Raw genomic sequence first — 14,731 nt, 5'->3', positions numbered from 1 at the left:
CCCTAGACGACGAGCACGGTCAGGGGCGCCGACACGCTGGTCAATCCTTGACGATCGGTCACCACGAAGGAAACCGTTCGGAGGCCTAGGTTCAACCCCAAGATTCCGCCGCTGGTCACAAAGGTGACGGAACGGAGCGCTGCCTGATACTCCGCCACCGTGGCGTTGCCTTCCAGTGACAACACCTTCGTCGTGGAGTTCCAGACGGCGGTGATGCCACTGCCGGGAGGTGACGTGAAGGCGAGGGTGTCGTTCCCACCGATCACCAAGCCCCCGATCGTCACCGTGGCACCTGACAACGATGTTGAGTCGTCGAGGATCGTGATCGCCGGGTCGAGTATTTGAGGACTTCCGCCGTTCGCAAAGGGAAGTTGAACGCCAACCAAGGACGACGTGACTAGCGGTGCACTGTTCGCCGTGACGATGGCCGTGAACGGGAGGGAGGTCCCCGCCAGGCCCTGCTGATCTGTGATCTCGAAGGTGAACGTCCGCAGACCGATGATCCCGGATGCGCTGGTGGAGAACGTCACCGACCGTAGCGCGGCCTGGTACTGCTCGACGGTCGCCGTGCCGGAGAGCGTGAGGACCCCGTTGGCGCTGTCGTAGCTCATCGTGATGCCGCTCGCCGACGGTGACGTGAACGACAATGCGTCCCCGGTCTGCTTCCCCAGCGTGATTCGGACCTTCGCACCCTGGATCGAGGTCGAGTCGTCGAGGATGGTGACGAATTGATCCAGGACGACCGGGGCGTTGCCCACCGTGTAGGGAACCGCGTTGACCAGCGAGCCGACGATGATCGGCGTTTGATTCGCAAGGACGGTCACGGCAATGACAGCAGGGATGCTAGGCGCCAACTGGGAATCCGTGACGACGATCGCCACCGTCCGAATCCCCTGCGTCGCAGCCGCGGACGACGAGAACGTCACGGAGCGAAGCGCCTCTTGATAGGCCTGCGCTGAGGCATCGCCGGTCAACGTCAACGTTCCCGTCGATGCGTTCCACGAGGCGCTTATCCCCGGCGTCGTGCCCGTGTAGGCGAGCACGTCGTTGACGTTTCGCCCGAGCCCGATCGTCACCGTCGCGCCCGACATGGTCGGTGACGTCAGATCGGCCACCGAGATGGACGGGTCGAGGACGACCGCGGGCGCGCCGGCTGTGTAGCTCTGCGCGAGCGAGGTGACGACCAGTGGTGGAACGTTGACGATGGGCGGTAGGGCTACCACCGTCACACCGATCACACCGGGCAGGCTGTCGACGTCGTCGGCAGTCACCACCACCGACACCGACCTCACCCCCGCCAACGCAGTCGCCGCCGAGGCGAACGTCACCGACCGCAGCGCCGCCTGATACGCCGCCACCGACGCATCACCGGTCAGAGTCAACGTCCCCGACGCCGCATCCCACGAACCCGTGATCCCGTTGCCATCGACGAACCCCAACGAATCAGTGGCCGAATCGAACCCGACACCACCGACGGTCACCGTCGCCTGAGTCACCGTGCCCGAATCCAGATCCACCACCGTAAGCACCGGATCCAACACCACCGCAGCACCACCAGCGGTGTACAACTTCACCGCAGACGTCGCCACCACCGCCGGCACATTCGTCGACACCGGCAACGCCACCACCGTCACACCGATCACACCCGGCAGGCTGTCGACGTCATCGGCGGTCACCACCACCGACACCGACCTCACCCCCGCCAACGCAGTCGCCGCCGAGGCGAACGTCACCGACCGCAATGCCGCCTGATACGCCGCCACCGACGCATCACCGGTCAAAGTCAACGTTCCCGACGCCGCATCCCACGAACCCGTGATCCCGTTGCCATCGACGAACCCCAACGAATCAGTGGCCGAATCGAACCCGACACCACCGACGGTCACCGTCGCCTGAGTCACCGTGCCCGAATCCAGATCCACCACCGTAAGCACCGGATCCAACACCATCGCAGCACCACCAGCGGTGTACAACTTCACCGCAGACGTCGCCACCACCGCCGGCACATTCGTCGCCACCGGCAGGGTCGCCACCGTGACCGTGACCAGACCCGTCGCGCTTGGTACACCGTCTGCCGTAAGGACGATCGTCACCGGTTTCACACCAACGCCGGCCGTCGAGGCGAACGTCACCGACCGCAGCGCCGCCTGGTACTGCTCGATCGTCGCGTTGCCGGTGAGGGTCAGGACACCGGTCACGCCATCGAAGGCGCCAGATATGACACCGGACCCGTTGTACGCCAACGTATCGACGCCGTTGGCGTATCCACCGATGGCGACCGTGGCGCCGCTGGCCGTGGTCGAGTCGGCATCGACGATCGTCAGGTTCGCGTCCAGCACCACCGGCGTGCCACCCGAGGTGTAGAGCTTCACCGGCGTCGTGGCGATGACCGAGGGCAGGTTCGTCGACACCGGCAGCGTGGCAACGGTGACCGTTATCAGCCCGGGTGCACTCGCCACCTCATCGGCCGTCAACACGATGGAGACCGCCTTGACGCCCACGCCGGCCGTCGAGGCGAACGTCACCGACCGCAGGGCGGCTTGGTACTGCTCGATCGTCGCGTTGCCGGTCAGCGTCAACACACCGGTGGCCGGGTCGAAGATCCCGGATATCGTCCCTGCGCCGTTGTAGGCCAGAGTGTCTGCGCCGGCGGTGTAGCCGCCGATGGTGACCGTGGCGCCGCTGGCCGAGGTCGAGTCGGCATCGACGATTGTGACGTTCGCGTCCAGTACCACTGGCGATCCGCCCGAGGTGTACAGCTTTACCGGCGTCGTGGCGATCACCGAGGGAGCGCTAGATGGAATCGGCAGCGTGGCAACAGTGACCGTCACCAGCCCCGGTGCACTCGTCACCTCATCGGCAGTCAGCACGATGGTGACCGCCTTGACGCCCACGCTGGCCGTCGAGGAGAACGTCACCGACCGCAGCGCCGCCTGGTAATCCGCGATGGACGCGGTACCGGAGAGGGTGAGGACACCCGTCGCCGGGTCGAAGGTGGCACCAATGGAACCGGACCCGTTGTACGCCAACGTGTCAACACCAGTGGTGTATCCACCGATCGTCACCGTTGCACCACTGGCCGACGTCGAGTCTGCGTCGACGATCGTCAGATTCGCGTCCAGCACCACCGGCGTGCCGCCCGAGGTGTACAGCTTTACCGGCGTCGTGGCGATCACCGAGGGCAGGTTTGTCGACACCGGCAAGGTCGCCACCGTGACCGACACCAGACCCGTCGCGCTTGGCACACCGTCTGCCGTCAACACTATGGTGACCGCCTTGACGCCAACGCCGGCCGTCGAGGCGAACGTCACCGACCGGAGTGCGGCTTGGTACTGCTCGATCGTGGCGTTGCCGGTGAGGGTCAGGACACCCGTCGCCTGGTCGAACACGCCACTGACCGGTCCGGACCCGTTGTACGCCAACGTGTCCGCACCGTTGGCGTAACCACCGATGGTGACCGTCGCACCACTGGCCGAGGTCGAGTCTGCGTCGACGATCGTCAGATTGGCATCGAGGACCACAGGCGTACCGCCCGAGGTGTAGAGCTTCACCGGAGTCGTGGCGATCACCGAGGGCAGGTTCGTCGAGACCGGCAGCGTAGCGACGGTGACCGTCACCAACCCCGGCGCACTCGCCACCTCATCGGCCGTCAGCACGATGGTGACCGCCTTGACGCCGACACCGGCCGTCGAGGAAAACGTCACCGACCGCAACGCCGCCTGGTATTCCGCGATGGAGGCCGTACCGGAGAGGGTCAGCACGCCAGTCGCGGCATCGAACGTGCCGGAGATGGATCCGGTGTTGTTGAAGGCAAGACCATCAGCAGTCGACACGTAGTTGCCAATGGTCACCGTTGCACCATTGGCCGAGGTCGAGTCGATGTCGACGACCGTCAGATTCGCATCCAGCACCACCGGCGTGCCACCCGAGGTGTAGAGCTTCACCGGCGTGGTCGCGATGACCGAGGGAGCGCTAGATGGGATCGGCAGCGTGGCAACAGTTACCGTCACCAACCCGGGTGCACTCGTCACCTCATCGGCGGTCAGCACGATGGTGACCGCCTTGACGCCGACACCGGCCGTGGACGAGAACGTCACCGATCGCAGTGCGGCTTGGTACTCGGCGATCGACGCGTTGCCGGTGAGGGTCAGGACACCGGTCACGCCGTCAAAGGTCCCAGATATGACACCGGACCCGTTGTACGCCAGCGTGTCCGCACCGGCGGTGTAACCACCGATGGTGACCGTTGCACCACTGGCCGAGGTCGAGTCGGCGTCGACGATAGTCACATTCGCATCCAGCACCACCGGCGTGCCGCCCGAGGTGTACAGCTTCACCGGCGTCGTGGCGATGACCGACGGAGCGCTAGAGGGAATTGGCAGCGTGGCAACAGTGACCGTCACCAAACCCGTCACGCTTGGCACACCGTCTGCCGTCAGCACGATCGCCACCGGCTTCACACCAACGCCGGCCGTGGAGGCGAACGCCACCGACCGCAGGGCGGCCTGGTACTGCTCGATCGTGGCGTTGCCGGTGAGGGTCAGGACACCGGTCACGCCGTCGAAGGTGCCAGATATGACACCGGACCCGTTGTACGCCAACGTATCGACGCCGTTGGCGTATCCACCGATGGTGACCGTGGCGCCGCTGGCCGTGGTCGAGTCGGCATCGACGATAGTCACATTCGCATCCAGAACCACCGGCGTGCCACCCGAGGTGTAGAGCTTCACCGGCGTCGTGGCGATCACCGAGGGCAGGTTCGTCGACACCGGCAAGGTCGCCACCGTCACCGTCACCAGACCCGTCGCGCTTGGCACCTCATCGGCCGTCAACACGATCGTCACCGGCTTCACACCCACGCCGGCCGTCGAGGCGAACGTCACCGACCGCAGCGCCGCCTGGTAGTCCTCGATGGAGGCACTACCCGTCAGCGTCAGGACACCAGTCGCGAAATCGAAGGTGCCCGAGATCGAGCCGGTGTCGCTGAAGGCAAGCCCATCTGTAATCGACACGTAGTTGCCGATCGTCACCGTCGCACCGCTGGCCGACGTCGAGTCGGCATCGACGATCGTCAGGTTCGCGTCCAGCACGACCGGCGTACCGCCCGAGGTGTACAGCTTCACCGGTGTCGTGGCGATCACCGACGGCAGGTTCGTCGACACCGGCAAGGTCGCCACCGTGACCGTCACGAGCCCCGGTGCACTCGCCACCTCATCGGCGGTCAGCACGATCGTCACCGGCTTCAGCCCGACGCCAGCGGTGGAAGCGAACGTCACCGACCGCAGCGCGGCCTGGTACTGCTCGATCGTGGCGTTGCCGGTGAGTGTCAACACACCGGTCACGGCGTCGAACGTGCCACTGATCGGCCCGGACCCGTTATATCCCAGCGTGTCCGCACCGGCGGCGTATCCGCCGATCGTCACCGTCGCACCACTGGCCGACGACGAATCGATGTCCAAGATCGTCAGATTCGCATCCAGCACCACCGGCGTACCACCCGAGGTGTACAGCTTCACCGGAGTCGTGGCAATCACCGACGGAGCGCTAGATGGAATCGGCAGCGTAGCAACAGTGACCGTCACCAACCCCGGTGCACTCGCCACCCCATCGGCAACCAGCACGATCGTCACCGGCTTCACACCAACACCGGCCGTCGAGGCGAACGTCACCGACCGCAACGCCGCCTGGTACTGCTCGATCGTCGCGTTGCCGGTCAGCGTCAACACACCGGTGGCCGGGTCGAAGATCCCGGATATCGTCCCTGCGGCGTTGTAAGCCAGAGTGTCAGCGCCGTTGGCGTAACTGCCGATCGTCACCGTCGCACCACTGGCCGAGGTCGAGTCGATGTCGACGATCGTCAGATTCGCATCCAGCACCACCGGCGTGCCACCCGAGGTGTAGAGCTTCACCGGCGTGGTCGCGATGACCGACGGAGCGCTAGATGGGATCGGCAGCGTGGCAACAGTTACCGTCACCAACCCCGGCGCGCTCGTCACCTCATCGGCCGTCAACACGATGGTGACCGCCTTGACCCCGACACCGGCCGTGGACGAGAACGTCACCGACCGCAACGCGGCTTGGTACTGCTCGATCGTCGCGTTGCCGGTCAGCGTCAACACACCGGTGGACGCGTCGAACGTGCCCCCGATGGAACCGGAGCCGTTGTACGCCAACGTGTCAACACCGGCGTTAAAACCACCGATGGTGAGCGTCGCACCAGTCGCCGACGTGGAATCAACGTCCACGATCGTCAAGTTGCCATCGAGCACGACCGGCGTGCCGCCCGAGGTGTACAGCTTCACCGGTGTCGTGGCGATCACCGACGGCAGGTTCGTCGACACCGGTAGGGTCGCGACCGTGACCGTCACCAACCCCGGCGCACTCGTCACCTCATCGGCAGTCAGCACGATGGTGACCGCCTTGACGCCGACACCGGCCGTGGACGAGAACGTCACCGATCGCAGTGCGGCTTGGTACTCGGCGATGGAAGCGTTGCCGGTCAGCGTCAACACACCGGTGGACGCGTCGAACGTGCCACCGATGGAACCGGACCCGTTGTACGCCAACGTGTCAACACCGGCGGTGTAACCACCGATGGTCACCGTCGCACCACTGGCCGACGTCGAATCGGCATCGACGATCGTCACGTTCGCGTCCAGTACCACCGGCGAGCCGCCCGAGGTGTAGAGCTTCGCCGGAGTCGTGGCGATCACCGACGGCAGGTTCGTCGACACCGGCAGCGTGGCAACGTTGACCGTTATGAGCCCGGGTGCACTCGCCACCTCATCGGCCGTCAGCACGATGGTGACCGCCTTGACGCCCACGCCGGCGGTCGATGAGAACGTCACCGACCGCAACGCCGCCTGGTACTCCGCGATAGAGGCGGCGCCCGTCAGCGTGAGCACACCGCTAGACGTGTCGAATGTGCCACTGATTGGCCCGGAGCCGCTGAACCCCAGCGTGTCCGCACCGGCGGTGTAACCACCGACCGTCACCGTCGCACCACTGGCCGACGTCGAGTCGATGTCGACGATCGTCACATTCGCATCGAGGACCACCGGCGTGCCACCCGAGGTGTAGAGCTTCACCGGCGTCGTGGCGATCACCGAGGGCAGGTTCGTCGACACCGGCAAGCTCGCCACCGTCACCGCCACCACACCCGGCGCACTCGCCACACCATCGGCCGTCAACACGATGGTGACCGCCTTGACGCCCACGCCGGCGGTCGATGAGAACGTCACCGACCGCAACGCCGCCTGGTACTCCGCGATAGAGGCGGCGCCCGTCAGCGTGAGCACACCGCTAGACGTGTCGAATGTGCCACTGATTGGCCCGGAGCCGCTGAACCCCAGCGTGTCCGCACCGGCGGTGTAACCACCGACCGTCACCGTCGCACCACTGGCCGACGTCGAATCGACGTCGACGATCGTCACATTCGCATCGAGGACCACGGGCGAACCGCTCGAGGTGTAGAGCTTCACCGGAGTCGTGGCGATCACCGACGGAGCGCTAGAGGGGATCGGCAGCGTGGCAACAGTGACCGTCACCAGCCCCGGCGCACTCGCCACCCCATCGGCGGTCAACACGATCGTCACCGGCTTCAACCCGATGCCAGCAGTAGACGCAAACGTCACCGATCGCAACGCCGCCTGATAGTCCGCAACCGAGGCCGTACCGGAGAGGGTCAGCACACCAGTCGCGGCATCGAACGTGCCGGAGATGGATCCGGAGCCGTTGTACGTCAACGTGTCGGCGCCGTTGGCGTAACTGCCGATCGTCACCGTCGCACCACTGGCAGACGTCGAGTCGATGTCGACGATCGTCACGTTCGCATCGAGGACCACGGGCGTACCGCCCGAGGTGTAGAGCTTCACCGGAGTCGTGGCGATCACCGACGGAGCGCTAGAGGGGATCGGCAGCGTGGCAACAGTGACCGTCACCAGCCCCGGCGCACTCGCCACCCCATCGGCGGTCAACACGATCGTCACCGGCTTCAACCCGATGCCAGCAGTAGACGCAAACGTCACCGATCGCAACGCCGCCTGATAGTCCGCAACCGAGGCCGTACCGGAGAGGGTCAGCACACCAGTCGCGGCATCGAACGTGCCGGAGATGGATCCGGAGCCGTTGTACGTCAACGCGTCGGCGCCGTTGGCGTAACTGCCGATCGTCACCGTCGCACCACTGGCAGACGTCGAGTCGATGTCGACGATCGTCACGTTCGCATCGAGGACCACGGGCGTACCGCCCGAGGTGTACAGCTTCACCGGAGTCGTGGCGATCACCGACGGAGCGCTAGAGGGGATCGGCAGCGTGGCAACAGTGACCGTCACCAGCCCCGGCGCACTCGCCACCCCATCGGCGGTCAACACGATCGTCACCGGCTTCAACCCGATGCCAGCAGTAGACGCAAACGTCACCGATCGCAACGCCGCCTGGTACTGCTCAATCGTGGCGGTGCCCGTCAGCGTGAGCACACCGGTCGCAGCATCGAACGTGGCGCCGATAGCACCGGACCCGTTGTACACCAACGTATCGACGCCGTTGGCGTATCCCCCGATGGTGACCGTGGCGCCGCTGGCCGAGGTCGAGTCGGCGTCGACGATCGTCACGTTCGCATCGAGGACCACGGGCGAACCGCTCGAGGTGTAGAGCTTCACCGGCGTCGTGGCGATCACCGAGGGCAGGTTCGTCGACACCGGCAAGGTCGCCACCGTCACCGTCACCAACCCGGGTGCACTCGCCACACCATCGGCGGTCAACACGATCGTCACTGGCTTCAGTCCGACGCCAGCGGTGGAAGCGAATGTCACCGATCGCAACGCCGCCTGGTACTCCGCAATGGAGGCACTACCCGTCAGCGTCAACACACCCGTCGCGGCATCGAACGTGCCACTGATCGGCCCGGACCCGTTGAACCCCAGCGTGTCCGCACCGGCGGTGTAACCACCGACCGTCACCGTCGCACCACTCGCCGTCGTCGAATCGACGTCGACGATCGTCACATTCGCATCCAGCACCACCGGCGTACCGCCCGAGGTGTACAGCTTCACCGGAGTCGTAGCAATCACCGAGGGCAGGTTCGTCGACACCGGCAAGGTCGCCACCGTCACCGCCACCACACCCGGCGCACTCGCCACACCATCGGCCGTCAACACGATGGTGACCGCCTTGACGCCCACGCCGGCCGTCGATGAGAACGTCACCGACCGCAACGCCGCCTGATACTCCGCAATGGAGGCACTACCCGTCAGCGTCAACACACCCGTCGCGGCATCGAACGTGCCACTGATCGGCCCGGACCCGTTGAACCCCAACGTATCTGCACCGGCGGTGTAACCACCACCGACCGTCACCGTCGCACCACTCGCCGTCGTCGAATCGACGTCGACGATCGTCACATTCGCGTCCAGCGCGACCGGCGTACCGCTCGAGGTGTAGAGCTTCACCGGAGTCGTGGCGATCACCGACGGCAGGTTCGTCGACACCGGCAAGGTCGCCACCGTCACCGCCACCACACCCGGCGCACTTGCCACACCATCGGCGGTCAACACGATGGTGACCGCCTTGACGCCGACACCGGCCGTGGACGAGAACGTCACCGACCGCAACGCCGCCTGATACTCCGCAATGGAGGCACTACCCGTCAGCGTCAGCACGCCAGTCGCGGTATTGAACGTGCCACTGATTGGCCCGGACCCGTTGTACCCGAGCGTGTCCGCACCGGCGGTGTAACCACCGATGGTCACCGTCGCACCACTCGCCGACGTCGAATCGACGTCGACGACCGTCACATTCGCGTCCAGCACCACTGGCGTACCGCCCGAGGTATACAACTTCACCGGCACGGTCGCGATGACCGAGGGCAGGTTGGTCGACACGGGTAGCGACGCAATGGTCACCGCGATCAACCCCGGCACGCTCGGCACCCCATCGGCGGTGACGACGATGGACACGGTCCGCAGCCCGACCGTCGCATCGGAGGCGATCGTCACCAACCGCAACGCCGCCTGGTACTCCGCGAGCGACCCGGCACCCGTCAGCTCCAACACACCAGTGGACGCGTTAAAGACACCGGTGATCGCCCCGGCGCCGTCGAAGTCCAACCGGTCCTTCGTCGGGTCATACGTCAACGGGTCGAAACTCACCGTCGCGCCGGACGCCGTCGTCGAATCGACGTCGACGATCGTCAAGTTCCCATCCAGCACGACCGGCGTGCCGCCCGAGGTATAGAGCTTCACCGGCACCGTGGCGATCACCGAGGGCGCACTGCCGGGCAGTCCGAGAACCGTGACCGCGACCAGGCCCGGCAGACTCGCCAGGCCTTGAGTGTCGGTCGCGACGATCGACACCGTCCGCAGGCCGATCACCGCGGCCGTGGTACTCGCGAAGGTCACGGCACGCAGGGCCTCCTGGTACTGCGCGACGGTGGCCTCCCCCGACAACGTCAAGGTGCCGGTTGTTGCGTTCCAAGTACCGATGACGGGATTGTTCGCCAGCGGGCCCAGCGCGAGGACGTCGCCTGCGGTGAACCCCGTCGTGATGGTGACGCTGGCGCCGTTGAGCTTTGGCGAATTGAGGTCCACCACGGTCACCAGTGGGTTGAGGGCTACGGGCGGACTTCCGGCCGTCACGATGGGACCCACCGGAACGGTCACGACGAGCGGCGGCACGTTGGCCCCCAGCATCGTGACCGCGACGAGCGCGGGCAGGCTGGTCAGGTTCTGAGTGTCCGTGGCGGAGATCAGGATCGCCTTGGCACCGACCAAAGTCGCTGCAGTGGAGGCGAATGTGACCGACCTCAACGCCTCCTGATACTGAGCGAGCGTTGCCTCGCCGGACAGGGTCAGGACGCCGGTCGTGGCGTTGAAGTTGGCGGTGATCGGGTTCCCGGCCGTCGGCGTGTACGCCAGGACGTCACCCTGGACGTATCCGACGCCGACCTTCACCGTCGCGCTCGAGAGCTTCGGCGAATCCACGTCGGTGATGACGAGGGACGAATCGAGCACGACCGGAGCGGTATTCGGCGCCACGATAGGACCCACCGGACTGGTGACGATCACCGGAGGCAATCCGATCGCCGAGCCGACGACGGTGACGGGGATGGTCTTCACGATCGTGTCGGGCTGGGCGATGCCGACGAATCGCGCGATGCACTCGAACACGCCCTGCACCAGACCGAAGATCCCGGGCAGATGCATGTCGGCGCCATCGGTGATGGTCACCTTGAACGAGTCGATGATGCCGCCCGCGGGCACTGCACCGTTCGGGGTGTAGGTGTAGGTGCCGTTCGCGTTGATCACGACGGTGCCGAACTGCCCCTGCTGCGTCACCGTGGCCGTCAACGGGTCCCCATTGGGATCCACCGCGTTGAGGTTGCCGGTCACGACGCCCGTCAGGCTCTGCCCGGTCTGGATGGGAACGGCGATGGGACTGCGATTGAAGAAGGTGTGGTTGATTTCCCTCCGCACCCACGCCAATACCGCCCAGAGCCCCGGCAGGGGCGCAGGTGCGAGCGGACCCGGCACGAGGAACGGGGTGAGCAGAGCACCCACGAAGCCGGTGAACACGTTGATGATGGCGCCGGGCACGGCCAGCAGTGCCGACAGTGGATCGGCCGAAGGCGATGGGACGATGAGCGTGTTGAACGAGGTGGCCTGGAACGTGCTCTCTGACGGTGGCGCCGGATCGTCCGTAACGAAAAGCGTCTGCGTCTGAAGGGGGCTCGGCTCGGGATCGGCTTGCAAGCCTTCACTCTGCCCGCCGGCCGGTTCAACGCTCGGCGGGGTTGGCGTCCCGGCATCGTGGTCGTCACCGTCGGTCTCACCCAAGTCCGCGGGCGCCCCGACCGGTTCCGACGTGTCGGTCGGCACCTCCAGGACCGGTTCTGGCGACGTACCCGCCGGCGGCTCCTCGACGACCTCCGGCGTCTCGTCCTCCGCGCCCGTCTCGGTCTCCACCACGGTCTCGGTCTCGGCCGACGTATCGACGGGATCTGCGTCACCAGTGCCCGACGTGCCGTAGGTCGACGTGTGCGCTCCACCCGAGCTGTTCACGTTCATCTTCGGCACGTCGCCGCCGTCGTCGGCTGCCGACTCGGACGCGGACGACGACCCTGCCGACTCGTCGACGTCCGTCGTGTCGGGAGCGGAGTCAGTCGGACTCGATGACGCGGGGGCCGACGACGCTGCTGGGCCCGCACCGGACGGGCCGGACGCCGAGGGCGAGTCGGGGTCGGACTCCGCGTCGGCGTAGGCCACGCCGGGCGACGTCGCGACGGCCATTCCAACCCCCAGCGACACGGCGAGAGCACCCACGCGGCCGATGTACCTCGCATAGCCGGCGTTCGGCTTCACCGCGTGCCGGCGTCCACCCGACGTCGAACCTTCGTTGACGAGGATTTGCCTGGCCGCCCACACCCCCGCCTGAGCCCTGTCGTCCCCTACGCGGTGCCGTGAGGTGTTGGCGCACATTCGATCGTCTCCAGGTGCTCGTGCCGTTCGGAATGAACGTTGTCTGGCAGCACGAACAGAGCCGATGACCGACTCAGGAGCGATGACGTAGCGTCGTCGCGGCTGAAGCCCTACCGCCGCCGAAGGTGCCAGCCGCTTCCCGTTCCAACGTTGCTGAGCACGGTTCGCGGCCGCTCATTTTCGCGAGCGTAAATGGTCGAGGACCGAGTCGGATAATATTTTCGAACGTCAAAACACGTATCTTTGCGTTGGCAACCTTCCGGCTAACCGAGCTAACCTGCCAAACTGCTCAAGTCCTGGTGGATGCGCTTTTGACGGTGGTGACAGTTACTGCCCGCGACGTCAGATTTGCTCGCATCACGACGCGGTATGACTCAACCCTCGATGCAACGCGGTCATGCGACAGGGTCTACGTAGATGACGTCGTCCGCCGTCGAAGATCCTGGACCATTCCCAGGACGAGGTTGCTCACCACGGCAAGACCCCGTGGCGGCGACACTCACGAAAGCGCGGGGATGACCTCGCGCTCGAAGAGTTCGATCCCGGAGCGGTCGTACGCCGCCTCGGGGAAGTAGAGAATCGCGTACTCGCAACCGAGGTCGCGCAGTCGCGTCAGCCGTTCGATGATCTGCTCGGGAGTTCCACTCGCCGAGTCCGCCGACGTCACGGACGAGAGCATCGCATCCACGGCCTCCGCATTCGCCTTCGTGGACTGGCGCGCCCGGATGCGCTCGACGCGGTCCCGTACCTCCGCCTCGGAACCTCCGACGACGGCGTTGAAGTTGGCCGACCGGATGATCGCGCCATAATCGGTGCCCACCTCGCGGCAGTGCCCCTGGAGCACCTCCGACTTGTGCCGGAAGCCCTCCGGCTCGGAGGTGAAGTTGGTGTACTGCGCGTACTTCGCCGCGATTTTCAGGGTGACCTTCTCCCCTCCGCCAGCGATCCACAACGGAATACCGTTGTCCTGCAGGGGTTTCGGCGCCACGATTGCGCCGTCGACCTGGTAGTGCTTGCCGTCGAAGCTGACCCTGCCGTCGCGCCAGGCGTCCCGCATGATCTGGACGCCCTCGTCGAGCCGAGCCAATCGGACTCCCGCGGAAGGAAATCCATAGCCGTAGGCGCGCCACTCGTGCTCGTACCAACCACCGCCGATGCCCATCTGGACGCGCCCACCGGAGATGACGTCGGTGGTGGCTGCCACCTTGGCCAGGTACACGGGATTGCGGTAGCTCATCGCGGTGCACATCTGACCCAGCTTGATGCGGGACGTCGTCGCGGCGTACGCAGCCATCAGAGACCAAGCTTCGTGAGTGGCTTCGTCCGTCGGTACCGGCACCGTGTGGAAGTGGTCGTACACCCACAGCGAGTCCCAGGGCCCGCCGTCGGCGTGCTGAGCGAGGTCTCGCATCACCTGCCACTGGTCGGCGGGCGGAATGTCGACGAGATCGAGTCGCCAACCCTGCGGAATGAAGAGTCCGAAGCGCACGAAGACACACTCTAGGCCTGCAGCAACGACCGAGTCGATGGCGTGATCGCGCTGCTTCCACGTGCCTTGGCCGCAGCAGCTGCCATGGTCCCGCAAATCGTGCCTTCGGAATGAATGGTCGCTGCGGTGCCCGTTAGCCGAACTATTGTCTACACTCGGATCCATTCATTGATCGCGTTTCGATTACGAGGGATTTCCATGACCGTTCGCGCCAAGCGAGTACTGCTGACGCTCCTGTCGGGATCGGCGCTGGCCGTCGCTCCACTGACCTTTGCAACGGTCGTCGTACCCGCGACCAGCAACGCCGATGAGCAGAGCAACGACGCCTCCCAGGAAGAGAAGCCGAACGACGGTGGAGTCACCTGCCAGGACGGCCAGGTGGTCGACGAGCAGAACGGCAAGTGCGTCGCCCTGCTCGACGGCATCAGCAAGCAGCTTCAGGCGCTTCCCCCGCCCCCCTCGCTCGCCGGGCTCGGTGGCGGCGGCGGTGGCGGACTTCCGTCCCTCGGCGGCATCCCCTCGCTCGGCACGATCAATGCGCCCGACCTGGTCCTGCCCAGCTTCGGCGTGGACCTCGTGCCGGACCTCAGCATCAACCCGAACCTCGGCCTCGGGGGATTTGCAGCCGGCAACGCGCTGACTCGGTTGCCCGCCCCGCAGCTGCCCAAGGTCAACCCTCTGAACCCGCTGGGCCTCCCGCCGCCACCAGACCTGACCCCGGGCATCCCCCTCATCTGACCCAGCGTCGACGTCGAATCAGCCGGTACCC

At 65.7% G+C, this 14,731-nt stretch carries 3 protein-coding genes; 1 reads left to right on the top strand and 2 read right to left on the bottom strand.

The window, feature by feature from the left end; genetic code table 11:
• Positions 1-2 precede the first annotated feature (2 nt).
• Together LOK44_RS07690 and LOK44_RS07685 are read right to left on the bottom strand one after the other, a co-directional pair.
• Positions 3-12,317, bottom strand: coding sequence for a cadherin-like domain-containing protein (locus tag LOK44_RS07690; protein ID WP_237569394.1), 12,315 nt, complete (start codon positions 12,315-12,317; stop codon positions 3-5).
• Between the two features lie 655 nt (positions 12,318-12,972).
• Positions 12,973-13,962 (bottom strand): LLM class F420-dependent oxidoreductase, encoded by a 990-nt coding sequence (locus LOK44_RS07685; RefSeq protein WP_237569393.1) that lies wholly within the window; start codon positions 13,960-13,962, stop codon positions 12,973-12,975.
• A 198-nt stretch (positions 13,963-14,160) separates the two neighbouring features.
• On the opposite strand from LOK44_RS07685, the gene LOK44_RS07680 reads away from it, so the two are divergent.
• Positions 14,161-14,700, top strand: coding sequence for a hypothetical protein (locus LOK44_RS07680; RefSeq protein WP_237569392.1), 540 nt, complete (start codon positions 14,161-14,163; stop codon positions 14,698-14,700).
• Positions 14,701-14,731: the final 31 nt, after the last annotated feature.

Origin of the sequence: Mycolicibacterium lacusdiani, from assembly GCF_021916785.1 — a bacterium.
In the GTDB taxonomy this organism is placed as follows: Bacteria; Actinomycetota; Actinomycetes; order Mycobacteriales; family Mycobacteriaceae; genus Mycobacterium; species Mycobacterium lacusdiani.
Note: the sequence above shows the minus strand (reverse complement) of the source record. Positions and strands in the feature narration are given on the sequence as shown.